The sequence below is a fragment of the Shewanella carassii genome (assembly GCF_002777975.1).
GTDB lineage: Bacteria > Pseudomonadota > Gammaproteobacteria > Enterobacterales > Shewanellaceae > Shewanella > Shewanella carassii.
This window is the reverse complement of sequence record NZ_NGVS01000023.1, coordinates 31620-48512: the sequence shown is the minus strand read 5'-3', so window position 1 is coordinate 48512 and position 16893 is coordinate 31620. Positions and strand designations below refer to the sequence as shown.

The 16893-nt window shown below is 53.0% G+C and carries 13 protein-coding genes; 7 read left to right on the top strand and 6 right to left on the bottom strand.

Features of this window, described 5'->3' with window-relative positions; genetic code table 11:
• Nucleotides 1–1167 (bottom strand): ImuA family protein, encoded by a 1167-nt coding sequence (locus tag CBE72_RS11155; protein WP_157929070.1) that lies wholly within the window; start codon nucleotides 1165–1167, stop codon nucleotides 1–3.
• Between the two features lie 152 nt (nucleotides 1168–1319).
• Here CBE72_RS11155 and CBE72_RS11150 point away from each other — a divergent pair, with 152 nt between their 5' ends.
• Nucleotides 1320–2747, top strand: a complete 1428-nt coding sequence (locus tag CBE72_RS11150) for a HAMP domain-containing sensor histidine kinase (protein ID WP_229671788.1) — start codon at nucleotides 1320–1322, stop codon at nucleotides 2745–2747.
• Here the strand turns inward: CBE72_RS11150 and def are convergent.
• Nucleotides 2744–3238, bottom strand: a complete 495-nt coding sequence (def, locus tag CBE72_RS11145; RefSeq protein ID WP_100143582.1) for a peptide deformylase — start codon at nucleotides 3236–3238, stop codon at nucleotides 2744–2746. The two genes, CBE72_RS11150 and def, sit on opposite strands and share 4 nt — an antisense overlap.
• A gap of 176 nt (nucleotides 3239–3414) precedes the next feature.
• Between def and CBE72_RS11140 the strand changes: the two genes are divergently transcribed.
• Nucleotides 3415–3777, top strand: a complete 363-nt coding sequence (locus CBE72_RS11140; protein WP_037436559.1) for an MGMT family protein — start codon at nucleotides 3415–3417, stop codon at nucleotides 3775–3777.
• Between the two features lie 19 nt (nucleotides 3778–3796).
• Nucleotides 3797–4525, top strand: coding sequence for a DUF3108 domain-containing protein (locus CBE72_RS11135; RefSeq protein ID WP_373289222.1), 729 nt, complete (start codon nucleotides 3797–3799; stop codon nucleotides 4523–4525).
• On the opposite strand, the gene CBE72_RS11130 is transcribed toward CBE72_RS11135, so the two are convergent.
• Nucleotides 4469–5269, bottom strand: coding sequence for a class II glutamine amidotransferase (locus tag CBE72_RS11130; protein ID WP_025009668.1), 801 nt, complete (start codon nucleotides 5267–5269; stop codon nucleotides 4469–4471). The genes CBE72_RS11135 and CBE72_RS11130 overlap by 57 nt on opposite strands.
• A gap of 252 nt (nucleotides 5270–5521) precedes the next feature.
• Between CBE72_RS11130 and fadE the strand changes: the two genes are divergently transcribed.
• On the top strand, nucleotides 5522–7972 hold the full coding sequence (fadE, locus tag CBE72_RS11125; protein WP_100143580.1) for an acyl-CoA dehydrogenase FadE: 2451 nt from the start codon (nucleotides 5522–5524) through the stop codon (nucleotides 7970–7972).
• A 268-nt stretch (nucleotides 7973–8240) separates the two neighbouring features.
• On the opposite strand, the gene CBE72_RS11120 is transcribed toward fadE, so the two are convergent.
• Nucleotides 8241–8873, bottom strand: a complete 633-nt coding sequence (locus CBE72_RS11120) for a YchE family NAAT transporter (protein ID WP_100143579.1) — start codon at nucleotides 8871–8873, stop codon at nucleotides 8241–8243.
• 342 nt (nucleotides 8874–9215) lie between these two features.
• Between CBE72_RS11120 and adhE the strand changes: the two genes are divergently transcribed.
• Nucleotides 9216–11819, top strand: coding sequence for a bifunctional acetaldehyde-CoA/alcohol dehydrogenase (gene adhE / locus CBE72_RS11115; protein WP_100143578.1), 2604 nt, complete (start codon nucleotides 9216–9218; stop codon nucleotides 11817–11819).
• A 113-nt stretch (nucleotides 11820–11932) separates the two neighbouring features.
• Here the strand turns inward: adhE and bluB are convergent, their stop codons facing one another.
• Nucleotides 11933–12676 (bottom strand): 5,6-dimethylbenzimidazole synthase, encoded by a 744-nt coding sequence (gene bluB / locus CBE72_RS11110; protein ID WP_100143577.1) that lies wholly within the window; start codon nucleotides 12674–12676, stop codon nucleotides 11933–11935.
• A 220-nt stretch (nucleotides 12677–12896) separates the two neighbouring features.
• The gene (locus CBE72_RS11105; RefSeq protein ID WP_100143576.1) at nucleotides 12897–14924 is read right to left on the bottom strand and encodes a cation:proton antiporter domain-containing protein; all 2028 of its coding nucleotides are present in this window, start codon (nucleotides 14922–14924) and stop codon (nucleotides 12897–12899) included.
• Between the two features lie 485 nt (nucleotides 14925–15409).
• Between CBE72_RS11105 and CBE72_RS11100 the strand changes: the two genes are divergently transcribed.
• Together CBE72_RS11100 and dapE are read left to right on the top strand one after the other, a co-directional pair.
• Nucleotides 15410–15760 carry an ArsC family reductase gene (locus tag CBE72_RS11100; protein WP_100143575.1) on the top strand — a complete coding sequence of 117 codons (351 nt, stop codon included), beginning with the start codon at nucleotides 15410–15412 and terminating at the stop codon, nucleotides 15758–15760.
• Complete coding sequence (gene dapE / locus CBE72_RS11095; protein ID WP_100143574.1) at nucleotides 15757–16890, top strand: succinyl-diaminopimelate desuccinylase; 1134 nt, start codon at nucleotides 15757–15759, stop codon at nucleotides 16888–16890. Before CBE72_RS11100 ends, dapE begins: the two co-directional genes overlap by 4 nt.
• Nucleotides 16891–16893: the final 3 nt, after the last annotated feature.

The window sequence follows — 16893 nt, the reverse complement described above, 5'->3', positions numbered from 1 at the left end:
TCAGATAGCCTCTTGACTCTGAGCAGTATGGCTTTGAGCGGCTTGGCTCTGGGCCGTTTGAGAATTGGCCGGTTGCGGATTAGCGCTTGGGAAAAGCCCCGCGGGTTTATTTGACTCTTGCCGTGCCGTCCAGGGATTAGCCGCGCATTCATTGGATGCAGCAATCCTTGACTGCGCCATCCCCCAAGGACCATGAAGCACAGTGCTATGAAAACCAGAGTTGTGAAGACCAGTGCTATGAAAACCAGTGCCATGTAAACCAGAGTTGTGAAGCACAGTGGCCTTGTTGCCGGAATGGTTTGAATGATTTGAGCAAGTCGAGTTACTGAATCTATGATTGAGACCCGCCTTGCCGTTTCTCAGGGTTACCACACCCGGCTCGACATGGGGCAGTTCAAGCGCCAGTGCCGGCAAGCCACGCAGATGCAATTCAGGGACGGGCCAACCACCGCGACGCTTTAAAATTTGCAGCCTGGCGGTATTAACGCCAGCCGTGCTGATAGCCAGCTTTAGGGTAACAGGATGATTACTGTCTACCTGAGCCATAGGCAACTGGCAAATTCCCAGCGCCTTGCCCTGCTCTGCGGCAAGTTGCAACCTTCTGGCCTCACTCAGTGTCAGCTTGTCCAGCCAACTCAGCACCAGGGGACAGGCGCCGCTGCTCAGCCCTTGCTCCATGGCCCAGAGCACCTCTTTACGCTGGGTTAACTCCAGCAACAAAATACGCTCGGCGGCAATACCGTGCTGGGCAAAGCTCTGTGCCAGCGGCTGCAATGGCGGCGCTATCAGCATTATCATGGCATCTTTGGACTCATCCCCTCTAAATTGATTTCTTTTGGACTGATTTTTTTCGGACTGACTTGTTGCCGAATGATTTCTTTCGAAATGAGAGCCACACTGAGCCGGCAGTAAATAACGCATCAAAGGCAACAACAGGCTGAGTTCCCCGTGCCCAGGAGATTGGCTGAAGAGTTCACAAATACCCTGCCTTGGCCACCCTGCATCACTGAGCTGCGCATCCAATGCTTCAAAACCACTGGGATACCCCAATGTTTTGCCCTGACTGCCCGGCCCCAACCAGAGATCCCGGCGCTCCAGCAGACCGTTCAAGGCCTGAGATTTTGCTGGATCAGATTTTACAGAGTGAGTTTTGGCTGAAAGAGACATGAAAAACACCAATACTGTATTTTTATACAGTATAGCGAACTTTAGCCAACTGACAAGTCGTGCTGGCGCCAAAGCCTTAACCCGAGATAGAATAAATGAGAATGATTATCGAAACATATTCTCGACTTCAGCGAATAATTCAGGAGCTTGCCTTGCTGCCCTTTTCCGGCCTGTTTTCCCAACTCCAATGGCGACTGTTTGGCTATTTTGGTGTGTCACTACTGCTTATCCTGCTGCTCGCCAGTGGTATTGAAGCCATGTTGCTAAACCGCTTGTTACTGCTGCCCCAGCAAACCCAAAGCCAGTTACAGCAACTGGCCGATGAGGCCAACGACTATATCGTCAGGGGCGATCTAGCCGGACTGGCGGATTGGGAGGGGCGTCAGGCATTTGTACTCTATGTACTGGATAGCAAGCAGCAGGCGGTGAGTCAGCGGGAAATGCACCCGCACTTTGTTTACAAACTCAATTTCCTCAAGCAGTTGCAGCAGCCTATGGGGGACAGGGTGCAAAAACCTTTGATAGGTCTGCCATTACGCAATAGCCTGGAGCCGGACAATCCCCTGCTCTTGGTGGTGCAGCTCAACGCCTCTTTACACCCGGCGCAGCAACTGGATAAAAGCCTCTGGCTTATCCGTATCCTGGTAGGACTACTGGTGCTCTTATTGTTCAGTCGTCTGCTGAGCCGCTATCTGATCCAGCCGCTGAGTTTACTGCGCAGCGCCACCCGTCAGCTGGCACAGGGCCAACTCGATACCCGGATTGCCGGCCATTTTTCAATAAAGCAGCCGGAGTTTTTCCAGTTGGCGACCGACTTTGACCATATGGCCGAGCAGCTACAGAAGAGCATTCAGACCCAGCAGCGGTTACTGAGGGATGTCTCCCACGAACTGCGCACTCCCCTTGCCCGGCAGGAGCTGGCCTTACATCTGTTGGAAAATCGCTTGGGGGAGGAACATCAACAACCGCTTGCCAGGCTAAGACGCCAGGGCGAAGAGATGGCGCAATTGATTAACACTATTTTAGACTTCAGCCGTCTGAGCAACGGCTTCATGAAGCTGACGGCAGCGCCTTTTACCCTGACAGAATTACGCCGCTCACTGCTGCAGGATCTGGAGTTTGAGTCTGGCCCCAAGCAAAGCATAGTCTGGGCACAGGCCCCCATTGATGAGCAAACTTTGCATACCGATATGGCCTACTTGAAGCGGGCGCTGGAAAATGTCTGTCGCAATGCCCTCAAATATGCCGGTGAAACTTGCCGAGTGGAAATCCAGGTATCTCAGTTGGGTGACGGCAAATTGGGTGATAGCAGGCTGCAATTGAGTGTCAGCGATAATGGACCCGGGATCCCCAAGGAGCAACTGGAAGCCTTGTTCAACCCTTTCACCCGTTTGGATGAAGCGCGTCACAGCTCTCAGGGAGGTTATGGGCTGGGGTTGGCGATTGTGCGCCAGTGTATGCAGCTCCTGGGCGGCTCGGCCCAAGCGGTCAACCGGCCTCAGGGCGGTTTGAGCATATTGCTTGAGCTGCCGCTGCAACTGCCAAGCTGCAGCGAAGCCCAACTTAAGTCTATCGCTTAAGCGGTAAACTTACGCACCTTCTTCAGTGCCATCTCCTGTTTAAGGCGGGAGAGATGCTCGATAAATACCTTGCCGTGCAGATGATCGATTTCATGTTGCAGCACTATGGCCAGGAAATCATCACTGTGGAGCGTCTGGGCTTGGCCCTGGCGATCCAGATAATTGACTGTGACCGACTCGAAGCGTTTTACCTTGGAGCGATAACCGGGAATGGACAAACAGCCCTCTTCACCGATAAATTCGCCGCTGGACTCAGTGATCTGCGGATTGATCAGCACCAAAGGTTGATTGCGCTCTTCTGAGATATCAATGACGACTATTGCGTGTTCGCTGCCCACCTGGGTCGCGGCCAAGCCGATACCATCGTCTGTGTGATACATGGTTTGCAACAGATCATCGATGAAAGGCTGCACGGCTTCTATTTCGGTGACAGGCTTGGCTTTACGCTTGAGCCTGGGATCAGGAACCGTCAAAATATCCATAATTGCCATAGGGTTATATTCTCAATTTACTCGACTTGGCGTTCAATGGGCGCCATTATGGCGAAAAAGCATCAAAAGGCAAACCTTGCGTGTGCAGCACAGAGCCGCCATGGCACTTTTGCCAAGTGAGTAACCTCCGCTATGGAATGGTATTATAATTTGCGCCAATAGCATCAGGAGCCAAGATGACCCCGGAAACGAGCGCCCCGCCACTGAGTCCAATGCAGAAGATTTGGCACATAGTTGCACTGATCCCCGAAGGTCGGGTGGCAAGCTATGGCAAGATTGCCGACTATGCCGGCTTGCCAGGACGGGCACGCTATGTTTCCCGGGCACTGAAACAGGCGCCGGACAGCCTGGCGCTGCCCTGGCACAGGGTTATCAACAGTCAGGGGAAAATCTCCTTTGCCAAGGATACCCATCCGTTTCAGCTACAGATGAGCCTGCTGCGCAGCGAAGGCGTACAAGTGAACCAAGGCAGAATTGCCCTGTCTGAATATGAGTGGCGGCCGGATATGGCCACTCTGGTCTTGTCCATGCCGTTTTAACCACAGGAGACTGCCTTTGATCCGTTCACTTCTACTCTTGATGCTGTTACTGCCCTTGTCGCTATGGGCGCAGACCAGCCCCCTGGCACCCCATACCGCCGAATATCAGGTCAATTATGGCGAAATCAATCTCGGTGGCGCCCGTTTTATGCTGTTGCCGCCAGAGGGCGACTTCTATCAATACAAGTTGGACAGCGATCTCAGCCTGTTGGTGCTGAGCGATAAACGCCATATCCGCAGTGAATTTACCTATCAGGATGGTCAGTTGACGCCGCTGCGCTTCAGCCATCAGCGAACCGGCACTGGCCCCAACTTCAATGAGCAGATAGCCTTTGCCAAGGAGCAGGGCAAAATTTTCAGTCGCTACAAGGATGAAAAGAGCAAGCTGGACTACTCAGGCGCCCTCTACGATGCCCTGATGGTACAACTGCAGTTTCGGCTGGATCTCGCCGCCGGCAAGGAGCCACTGGCCTATGAGCTGGTCAAGGACAACGAGATAGATGACTATCGTTTCAAGATAGTCGGCAAGGAGCGGATGACACTGGACAGTGGCGTTTATAACACGGTGAAACTGGAAGTGGTCCGCGACAGCACCAAGCGGCAGACCTTTGTTTGGGTGGCACCGGATCTCGGCTGGCTGCCGGTGCGCCTGACCCACTTTGAGTCAGGCAGCAAGCAGCTCGATATCAAGTTAGCCAAGCTGAGCCTGGGCTCGGAAGTCAATAACCAGCTCGCCAAGACGGAATAATTTCCAGTCCCCCGGCGCCAATAGCTGCCAGTTTTCATTGCCGGTCAGCGGCCGGGTGGCTATGACAGTGACCACATCCTTGGGGGTGGTCTGGGTGTCGAAATCAATCACCACATCCGTGTCTATCAGCTGCGCCCGGCCAAAGGGCGCCCGGCGGGTGATATAACAGAGGTTATTGCTGCAATAACTCATCAGATAACGGCCATCGCTGAGGATCATATTAAACACCCCTAGAGTGCGGATCTCCTCGGCAAGCTGGGCCACATATTCAAACACGGGCAAAATATCGTCCGGCTCGGATTCGCCGAAACGCTCGACCAGGCGGCTCATTATCCAGCAAAAGGCCTGCTCACTGTCTGTGTCACCCACGGCCTGAAAGCGGCCGCTTTGAAACTTCTGTTCATAGTCAGACAACTGGCCGTTGTGGGCATAGGTCCAGTAGCGGCCCCAAAGCTCGCGGGTAAAGGGGTGGGTATTTTCCAACGAGACTTCACCGCGGTTGGCCTGCCGAATATGGCTGACCACCACTTCACTCTTGATCGGGTATGACTTGATAAGGCTTGCCACATGGGACTGGCTGCTGGGGCTGGCATCTTTGAAGGTGCGGCTGCCCTTGCCTTCATAAAAGGTGATCCCCCAACCATCCACATGGGGGCCGGTCACCCCGCCTCGCTCCGCCAGCCCGGTAAAGCTGAAGACAATATCCGTTGGCACATTGGCACTCATCGCCAGCAGCTCACACATCTTGTTTTTCCTGTCACTGAATCTGTTATTTCATTATCTGCGGCATTGTAGCCAAGCCGTGTCGGCAGGGGAATTATTGCTTGCAATAAAAAATTTAAACAATTGTTTGAAAAATGCTTGTATTCGATTTCGCTTAGGTTTAATTTTATTGCGACACAGGTCTGACCACACACTATAATTGTGATCTTGATCGCTCTCAAGTGAGGCGTTCTACACTGAATAAAGTGGTCGTTTTATTAAGGAGAACAAACAGTGACTACCCTACTATGGATCCTGGCATTGCTCTTGGTTTTAGGAGCAGCAGCGTACCTCAGAGTATCCCTGCTGACCGCAACCATAGCCGCCGCAGTGGTCATGGCAGCAGGCAGCCTGCTGGATGTAACTGGACTGATTAGCTGGATAATTTTCCTGGTTATTGCCCTGCCGCTGAACCTGAGTGCCTTCAGGCAGAGTGTGATAACCCGGCCATTACTTAAACTCTATCGCGGCATCATGCCGGAGATGTCTTCCACCGAAAAAGAGGCGATTGAAGCCGGTACTACCTGGTGGGAAGCCGATCTCTTCGCCGGTAATCCCAACTGGAAGAAGCTGCACAACTATCCGGTTGCCCGTCTGAGCGCCGAAGAACATGCCTTCCTGGAAGGACCTGTGGAGGAAGTCTGCCGCATGGTTAACCAGCATATGGTTTCCCATCAATTGGCGGACTTGCCTGCCGAAGTATGGCAGTTCCTCAAAGACAAAGGCTTCTTTGCGATGATCATCAAGAAGAAGTACGGTGGTCTGGAATTCTCTGCCTACGCCCAATCCCGGGTACTGCAAAAGCTGGCCGGTGTCAGCAGTGAACTGGCCTCGACCGTAGGTGTGCCCAACTCACTGGGCCCGGGCGAACTGCTGCAGCACTATGGTACCCCGGAGCAGCAGGATCACTACCTGCCCCGCCTGGCCAAAGGTTTGGAAGTTCCCTGCTTTGCCCTGACCAGTCCTGAGGCCGGTTCAGATGCCGGTGCCATTCCGGATTTCGGTGTGGTCTGCAAAGGCCAATGGCAAGGTGAAGAAGTACTGGGGATGAAACTAACCTGGAACAAGCGCTATATCACCCTGGCACCTGTTGCCACAGTTTTGGGGTTGGCATTCAAGCTTAAAGATCCCGAGCATCTGCTTGGCGATAAGGAAGAGCTGGGCATTACCTGCGCCTTGATCCCGACCGATGTTGAAGGTGTGGAAACCGGCCGTCGCCACTTCCCGCTCAACTGTATGTTCCAAAATGGTCCTACCCGAGGCAAGGAGGTGTTTGTCCCTCTGAGCTTTATCATAGGTGGCCCGAAAATGGCGGGACAAGGCTGGCGCATGCTGGTGGAATGCCTGTCGGTTGGCCGCGGCATCACCCTGCCCTCCAACTCAGCCGGTGGCGTTAAAACCGCGGCTTTGGCAACCGGTGCCTATGCCCGCATTCGTCGTCAGTTCAAGCTGCCTATCGGTAAGCTGGAAGGCATTGAAGAGCCAATGGCGCGTATCGGCGGTAACGCCTACCTGATGGACGCTGTAACCTCCTTGACCACCACAGGTATTGATCTGGGTGAAAAGCCTTCCGTCATCTCGGCGATAGTCAAATATCACCTGACCGACAGAATGCAGAAATGCGTTATCGACGCCATGGATATTCACGGTGGTAAAGGGGTATGTCTTGGCCCCAACAACTATCTGGGACGCGGATATCAAGCGGCACCTATCGCCATCACGGTTGAAGGGGCCAACATTCTGACCCGCTCCATGATCATCTATGGTCAAGGTGCCATTCGCTGCCATCCATATGTGCTGGCAGAGATGGAGTCGGCCTTTGATAGCGACGTAAACCGCGGCTTGAATAACTTTGATGCGGCGCTGTTTGGCCATATCGGCTTTACCACAAGTAATTTTATCCGCAGTCTGTGGATGGGCCTCACCGGCAGTCGCTTCTCCAATGCGCCTTTTGCCGACAAGACCAAGCGTTACTATCAGCATATGAACCGCTTCAGTGCCAACCTGGCCTTGCTGTCGGATCTGGCGATGGCGACCTTAGGGGGTAACCTCAAACGTAAGGAGCGGATCTCTGCCCGCCTGGGTGACTTGCTCAGCCAGCTGTATCTGGCATCGGCAACCCTCAAGCGTTATCAGGATGAAGGCCGTCAGAGTGAAGATCTGCCACTGGTACAGTGGGCGGTTGAAGACGCGCTCTACAAGCTGCAGTCTTCTCTGGATGAGCTGCTGGATAACTTCCCTGCTGGCCTAGGCGGCGTGCTGCGCCTGGTGTTGTTCCCCTTCGGTCGACCACTGAAGCGCCCAAGTGATGTGTTGGACCACAAGGTAGCCAAGATAATGCAGACCCCTTGTGCCAGCCGTGACCGTCTGGGTAAGGGACAATTCTGGGAAGCCTGCGACAACAATGCCGTAGGTATTCAGGAACAGACCTTCAAAGACATACTGGCGGTAGAGCCCTTGTATGACAAAGTCTGTAAGGCTGCCGGCAAACGTCTACCCTTCATGTGGCTGGATAAAGTGGCCGCAGAAGGCAAGGCGCTGGGTGTTCTGAGCGATGCTGAAGTGGCCCTGCTGGAGCGCGCTGAAATCGGCCGAATGAAGTCCATCAACGTGGATGACTTTGACCCCGCCGAACTCAAGGCCCAGAGCCTGGAGCCGGAAAATCGCGAAGAGCAAGCCGCTTAATAGCGCGTGATTCGTAATGGAGTAGCCCCAATGAGGCCCAACTTATCGTTGGGCCTTTTTTTGATCCTGTCATTGTGAATTTAAACCAGAAACAGTGCGTCGTCTTAAGACACGGCTAACCCATTCACAATACCGCAAACCTTTCTGACCAATAACCATTGAACTATAGAGAAGCTGAGTTCAAACCATCAAGACCAAAAGTGACCTTAACAAAAAGCCCCGCTTTCAAGGCAGGGCTTACTTTCAAGGCTGGATGAAGTTCAAGAGCCTATCCGATTAAGCTCGGAAATAAACCTTTAAAACCATCGGCAATCACTTCAATACCAATAGAGAGCATTAACAGCCCCATCAAACGAGTGATCACGTTGATCCCTGTCTTACCCAGGAGCTTATTGATCACCGATGCCATTCTGAACAAGGCGAAACTCACAAGCCCAAAAATGACAACGGTTATCGACATTCCTAGTAAATTGGCCAAGCCTTTATGCTCGGCAGCAAACACAATAACTGAACTGATGGCACCTGGACCAGCCATCAAAGGCAAGGCCAAAGGAACAACGGCAACAGATTCCATCGCCGAGGCTTCCCTGTCTTCTTCCTGGTTGCGTTTCACCTCGCCAAGCTTTCCCTGCAACATGGACATGGCAATAATCGCAATTAGCGTACCACCGGCAATTCTGAACGCCGACAGCGAAATACTGAACATATTCAATATGTACTGTCCCGCCACTGTGGTGACTAACAGAATAATCACTACAGCAAAGTTGGACACCTTGGCAGTATGATTGCGTTCAACCTCAGTCTGGTGACTGGTTAGGCTGACAAATACCGGTAACAGGCCCACCGGGTTGATGATAGCCACCAATCCGAGGAAAAATTTAACGTATAGGGTCAAATCCAATTTAGTATCCTTCCAGTGTTGGGAATTCACTGGGAAACAGTAGCTTGAGACGGTGCATACTCTACTCTAAGTTAACAAACCCCAGAAATGAGATTTTCTATTACTGGTCACATCTTCGAATAAATTTTCGTAATACCAATAAAGCCAATTCGCCGCCATAATTCACTCTAGCCACGCCCCAAAACGCCATATCATGCAGTTCAAGCGTACTTTGATTACAGAAAATCCCGCTGTTCGTGGCCAAGATCACAGTTGACGGCCCTATTTGGTTGTAATTTTATTTCATGTAAGAGAATTTAACCAAGATGAGCCTTTGTTAAATTTTTTTACGGGAAACTGATTATGAAAGTCACCAATACTCAGGAACTGGATCTGCTACTGGAAAGAGTCAGCCAGGCTCAGGCGAAATTCGCAGGTTTCAGTCAGCAGCAAGTCGATAAGATATTTCGCGCCGCCGCGCTGGCAGCCGCCGATGCCAGAATAGTGCTGGCGAAACAGGCCGCCGCCGAAACCTCCATGGGAGTGCTGGAGGACAAAGTGATTAAAAACCACTTTGCTTCTGAGTATATCTACAACAAATACAAGGATGAAAAGACCTGCGGCATTCTGGAAGAAGACGACACCTTCGGCACCATCACCATTGCCGAACCCGTGGGGATTATCTGCGGCATAGTACCGACAACCAACCCAACCTCCACCGCTATCTTCAAGGCGCTTATCAGCCTGAAAACCCGTAATGCCATCGTCTTCTCCCCGCATCCCAGAGCCAAGGCATCCACAGTCGCGGCCGCCCGAATAGTACTGGATGCCGCCATCAAGGCTGGGGCCCCCGAGGACATCATAGGCTGGATAGATGAACCCAGTGTCGCACTCTCCAATCATCTGATGACCCACGAAAAGATAAATCTCATACTGGCCACCGGCGGCCCGGGTATGGTGAAAGCCGCCTACTCTTCCGGGAAACCGGCTATCGGTGTCGGCGCAGGTAACACTCCTGTGGTTATCGATGAAACCGCGGATATCAAACGGGCGGTGGCTTCCATATTGATGTCAAAAACCTTTGATAACGGTGTGGTATGCGCCTCTGAACAAGCGGTGGTGGTGCTCGACAGCGTCTATCAAGCCGTGCGGGAGCGTTTTGCTCATCATGGCGGTTACCTGCTCAATGACGAAGAATGCCTTGCGGTGAAACAGGTTATCCTCAAAGATGGCGCTCTCAATGCCGCCATTGTTGGCCAGAGTGCGGCGCGCATTGCCGAAATGGCTGGCTTCAGCGTGCCGAGCTGGACCAAGGTACTGATCGGTGAGGTGGATGAAATCACCGAAGCCGAAGCCTTTGCCCATGAAAAACTTTCACCGCTGCTTGGTATGTACCGCGCCAAAGACTTTGATGAGGCGCTGGATAAGGCCGATGCCTTGGTGAAACTCGGTGGTATCGGTCATACCTCTGGACTCTATACCGATCAAGATACCCAGGTGCAGCGGGTCAAGCGTTTCGGTGAGCGGATGAAAACCGCTCGAATTCTGATCAATACCCCGGCATCTCAAGGCGGGATTGGCGATCTCTATAACTTCAAACTGGCGCCCTCCCTCACCTTGGGCTGTGGCTCCTGGGGGGGGAACTCGATTTCGGAGAATGTGGGCCCGAGTCATCTTATCAACAAGAAAACCGTCGCCAAGAGGGCCGAGAATATGCTGTGGCACAAGCTTCCATCCTCCATCTATTTCCGCCGCGGCAGTCTTCCCATAGCACTGGAAGAGTTGGCCGACAAACGCCGCGCCTTGATAGTGACAGACAAGTTTCTGTTCAATAACGGCTACTGCGATGAAACCATCAAAATCCTCAAAGGCTTGGGGCTGGATACCGAAGTGTTTTATGAAGTGGAGGCCGATCCTACCCTGGCTGTGGTTCGCGCCGGCACCAAGGTGGCCGAGAGTTTCCAACCGGATGTGATCATCGCCCTTGGCGGCGGCTCCCCTATGGACGCTGCCAAGATCATCTGGGTGATGTATGAACATCCTCAGGTGGACTTTGCCGATCTGGCGCTGCGTTTCATGGATATTCGTAAACGTATTTACAAGTTCCCCAAACTTGGGCGCAAGGCCAAGATGGTCGCTATCCCCACCACGTCGGGCACAGGCTCTGAAGTCACACCATTTGCCGTGGTGACTGATGAGCAGACAGGTGCCAAGTATCCCATCGCAGATTATGAACTGACCCCCAACATGGCGATTGTGGATCCCAACCTGGTGATGAACATGCCCAAGTCCTTAACCGCCTTTGGCGGGATAGATGCCATTACCCATGCCTTGGAAGCCTATGTCAGCGTGATGGCCAATGAGTACAGTGACGGCCAGGCATTGCAAGCCTTGAGTCTTCTGGTTGAGCACCTGCCCAAAGCCTATGAAGAAGGCGCCGCGGCGCCGATTGCCCGGGAAAAAGTGCACAACGGCGCCACTATTGCCGGTATCGCCTTTGCCAACGCTTTCCTGGGCATATGTCACTCTATGGCCCACAAACTGGGCGCCGAATTCCATCTGCCCCACGGTTTGGCCAATGCACTACTCATAAGCAATGTCATCCGTTTCAACGCCACCGACCTGCCGACCAAGCAAGCCGCCTTCAGTCAGTATGACAGGCCCAAGGCGCTCTGCCGTTATGCCGCCATTGCCGATCACCTCAAACTGACAGACGCTTCGCTGAGTGACGCTGAAAAAGTCGAGCGTTTGATAGCCAAAATCGAGCAGTTGAAGCTGGCTTTGGGGATCCCGGGGTCGATTCAGGAAGCCGGTGTCACAGAAGCCGACTTCTTGGATAAGCTCGATGAACTGGCTGAAGATGCTTTTGATGATCAGTGTACAGGCGCCAACCCCAGGTATCCCCTGATCAGTGAACTGAAAGCTTTATTGCTGGCAAGCTTCTACGGCGATGCCTATCGCGATTAAGCATCAGCTCAGTTAGTGTCCGTCCAAATCAAGGCCTCCTTCGGAGGCCTTTTCCTTAAGAGCGAGTATCCAACACGCTAACGGATCTCTTGGGGCTAAGCACTTACGGCATTTTACTTGTCGGTCTGTTGCATCCTTTGATGAATAAACTCCGCCAGCATTTCATCGGTTTGTTGCTGTTGCACCGCTTGCCAGCCATCTTCATGGACCGCTAACGCAAGTGGTCGCCTCGGCAGCCAGCCTTTGCGCTCAAGCTCAGGGGTATCGTTGAAAGCACTCACCCGCCCCAGACACAAATAAGCGATAATTCTTATCTCCTCTGGGATCCCCAGAGTCTCTCGCAACACCTTATCATCGAGAATACTGACCCAGCCAACGCCCAAACCTTCGGCCCTGGCGGCAAGCCACAGATTTTGCACCGCACAAACCGCGCTATAGTTGTCCATTTCCGGCTTGATGGTGCGGCCAAGTACCACAGGCCCGCTGCGGCGGGGATCGCAGGTCACACAGATCCCCAAAGGCGCCTCCAGGATACCTTCGAGTTTCAACCTTTGATATTGACGACGGCGCTCACCGCTGAACTGTTCGGCCGAGCGGGCATTGGCGGCATCAAATCCTTGTTTAATGGCACGGCGTTTGGCTTCGCTACGCACCACAATAAAGTCCCAAGGCTGCATAAAGCCGACGCTGGGCGCATGGTGCGCCGCATTGAGGATCCTTTGCAGGCTCTCTTCTGGCACCGGCTTTGACAAAAATTGACTGCGTACATCGCGGCGGGCAAATATCGCCTTATACAGGGCTTCTCTCTCCTGTAAAGAAAACGCTTCGGCTTCGGAGGAAACAGCGAATTCGGACATGGTTCACCTCTTTTGATGACTAATCTTTTATGACGATTCTTTGATGGCTGATCGTTAATGCCTGCTGTACCCGGACTATAGCAGGCATGTCAGTGACAGTGCCAATCCCCGCTGTAGCGGGCCATCTCGAAAACCACACCTTGAGAAATAAAAATACCGGGCCGTTTGATTGACCCGGTATTTTCTGCCGCGAATTTCAGCCTGAAAGCACACCATTTACTCAGGCAGTAGCTTTTCCGCCGTCTTTCTCTACGTCTTTACCATCGCTTTGTCCGCCGCGGGCCTCAGCCTTTTCATCAGCGTTCAATCTGTCTTGCGCTTCGGACTCAGCTTGCTGATCCATTGTTTCTTGAGCCACTGCTTCTTGAGCCATTGCCTCTTGCTCCTTGGCCTTTTGCTCGGCTTCAGCCCTCATCTGCCTAAGAGTTTCCTCCGCTTCCTTGAGCGCCGATGCCTCCGCCAGTGCCTCTTTGGGGATCAGGCTGATAAGCTCAATCCCGCTTGGCAAATCGGTTGTGTTGCCGGTCAACATAGTAACTTTACCGCTTTTCAAGTACATCAAGGGCACCACAGTTTCACCATAGCGGCGGCAAAAGTCTTTGTAGCCAAAGCTCTCCGTCAGGTTAGTGCTCTTCAGTACTCCGCCCTTGGAGATCAAGCTGGCCAGTTTGGCGTAGGAGACCGTCTCTCCAAACAGGCACATACGCTTCAAATAGGATTCAGATAACTGATGACGGGCACTGGCACTGCTGCTTTCCGTACTACTGAGGCCATAGACCTTATTCTGACCGAGAATATCCTGGAAATGGAAGTAGACCACGGGATTAAGCTGGCGATAGGGAGAGAGGATCAGCACCTTGCCGATACCGGTCAAGTCTAGATAGGTGTCGGCATGCTCGGAGGCCGGGTTACCAAAGTAAACCGGAATATTATCCATCCGCGCCAAACGAATGTTATCCCAGTTACTGTCGGCGAGGATCACCTTGATATCCTTGCTCTTGAGCACCTTGGCCAGCTCTCGGGAGAACTTGGAAGCGCCAAAGATCAGCAGGCCGCGAGCAGAGCCTGCCTGCACCCCAAGAATATTGGCCCAGCGTCTGGCGGTAAGCGACTGGATTACGACTGTACCTATGATGATCAAAAACACCAGCGGCACTATGGTCTCGGCGCCGGGCACTTCCATCTTTTCCAGCTTGATGGCAAAAAGTGATGACACGGCCGCCGCCACTATCCCCCGCGGTGCTACCCAACTCAAAAACCACTTTTCAGCGCTGCTGAGCGAAGTACCTATACCCGAGAGCCAAATGCTCAGCGGCCTGGCCACCAAAAGCACCACCGCCAGCACCCCAAGGCCGCCCAGACCAAGATCCAGCATGGCCGACGAATCCAGCCTGGCCGCCAACAAAATAAACAGCGCCGAGATAAGCAGTACCGTCAGCGTCTCTTTAAACTCGAGAATATCGGCAATATCCACGCCGCGCATATTGGCGAGCCAAATCCCCATTACGGTCACAGTCAACAGGCCGGACTCTTCCTGCAACAGGTTTGAGCCTACAAAGACCCCAAGCATTATGGTCAGTACCGCCGTGTTGGTCAGATAGTGTGGTAAGAGATTACTTCTCAGCACTCGCCCGACAAGGTAACCGGCCAGCGCGCCAAGCCCCAAGCCAATACCCAGCATAGAGCCGAGTGCCAGCAGTACATGCGCCGTCTGCCCGGCGCTAACAGTGATGTACTCAAACACCAACACCGCCAGCATGGCGCCTATGGGATCTATCACTATCCCCTCCCAGCGCAGAATGCTCGCCAGTTGAGACTTAGGCTTAACGGTTCTGAGCATGGGCACTATCACTGTCGGCCCGGTAACCACTACCAAGGCACCAAACAACAGCGCCAGCGGCCAATCAAAACTCAACAGGAAATGCGCCGCCGAGGCGATGCAGCCCCAGGTGATCAGCGCGCCAACAGACACCAAATGCGTTACCATCCGGCCATGGTCCTTGATCTCCTTGAAGTTGAGCGTCAACGCCCCTTCAAACAGAATGACAGCAACCCCTAAGGAGATGATGGGAAACAGCAAGTCGCCGAAAATCGCGTCGGGATCCAGTAAACCCAGCCCGGGACCCAACAACAAACCACACAGCAACAGCGGCAATATCGCCGGTAGACGCATCCGCCAGCCAATCCACTGACACGCCAGAGACAAGACGCCTATCAACGCCAGCATGGCGGTGATTTTTTCAACCATAAGTAGAATCCTTTTATCGCGTTCCTGCGCCCGAAAACAGCATTAAAACATGACTCGTGCCGGCGTCAATGCTTGTGTCTGTTTGAGATAGGAATGAAATCATCTAAAAATATCCGAGCTTCTCCCAAGAGATGTTAGCCGTTCAAACAGCAAATGGCTCATCAATTTCACTTCTATGCCTCCGAAATCAAGCTACCTAGTTTCAATACCGCGCAATACGCGCCGATGGTCTTATGCCAGCACGCCAGAGAGTAACAAGATATAGGTCGCCACTGCTTCTTAATAAGCTTTTTCCAGCGCCCTCAATATCCGTGTTTCACAAAATTAACCGCTTCCCCATCAGTTTTTGTGCCAAAACTCGACCTATTTTTTAGGTAGACTAACAGCGCTCAACCCTCGAAAAGATAGCCCTTTTAATCAGTTTTGCCTTTGTTATACTCGCTGACAATCACGAACTATAAGCAATACAGAGAAACGGACTCGTCATGACAGATAGACTCTATGGGATTAAAAACTGCGACACGGTAAAAAAAGCACGAAAATGGTTGGAGGCCAAGGGCCTGCAAGTGACATTTGTGGATTTTCGTGAGCAGGAACTTTCACAAGACACACTCAAGGGCTGGGTCGAGCGCATCGGCTGGGAGGCGGTGCTGAACAAACGCTCCACCAGTTTCCGTGCGCTGGATGACGCCGATAAGCAGGATATCGATAGTGCCAAGGCGATATCCCTGATGCTGGCCAATCCAACCCTTATCAAACGCCCTGTATTGACCCGGGGCCAAGATGTGATGACCGGTTTTAAAGAAACCGACTACCAAGCGTGGTTCGGCCTATGAGTTTGCAGGTGCTTGAACTTGCCAAGGAGTTAATCTCCCGGGCATCTGTTACCCCTCTGGATGAAGGCTGTCAGGCATTGATGGCCGAGCGACTCGCCAAACTGGGCTTTGCCAACGAGTCCATGGTATTTGAAGATACCACCAATCTCTGGTCTCGCCGTGGTACTGAAGGACCGGTATTTTGTTTTGCCGGCCATACCGATGTGGTACCGCCGGGGGACTTGGCCAATTGGCATACTCCGCCCTTCGAGCCAGTGGTTATCGATGACTATCTTCACGGCCGCGGCGCCGCAGATATGAAAGGCTCGCTGGCGGCCATGGTGGTGGCCACCGAGCGTTTTGTGACCGCTCATCCGCACCATCAAGGCTCTATCGCTTTTCTGATCACCAGCGATGAAGAGGGCCCCTTTATCAATGGCACCACCCGGGTGATAGACACCCTGGAAGCGCGCAATGAAAAGATCACCTGGGCCTTGGTCGGTGAGCCATCCAGTACCCTCAAACTGGGCGATGTGGTCAAAAATGGCCGCCGCGGCAGCCTCACCGGCAATCTCGTCGTCAAGGGTATTCAAGGACATGTGGCCTACCCTCACCTGGCGGATAACCCAGTGCACAAGGCTGCGCCGGCGTTGGCCGAACTTGCCGCCATGCAGTGGGACAAAGGCAATGCGTTTTTCCCGCCGACCAGTTTTCAGATAGCCAATATCAACGGCGGCACAGGGGCGTCCAACGTGATCCCGGGTGAGCTCAAGGTGATGTTCAACTTCCGTTACTCCACCGAAGTCACCGCCGAAGAGCTGATTAAGCGGGTCGAGAATATCCTCGATGCCCATGGACTGAATTACGAGCTTGGCTGGATCTTCAACGGCCTGCCATTTTTGACCGGCGATGGCCCACTGCTTGAAGCGACCCGCCAAGCGATTAAAGAGGTAACAGGCTCAGATACCGACCCGCAAACCTCGGGTGGCACTTCAGATGGGCGCTTTATTGCCCCTACCGGTGCTCAGGTAATAGAGCTGGGCCCGGTGAATGCCACCATTCACAAGGTTAATGAGTGCGTGAAAGTCGCAGATCTCGAGCTGTTGGCCCAGTGTTATCAGCGTATCCTGGAAAAACTGTTGTTGGAGTAAGTG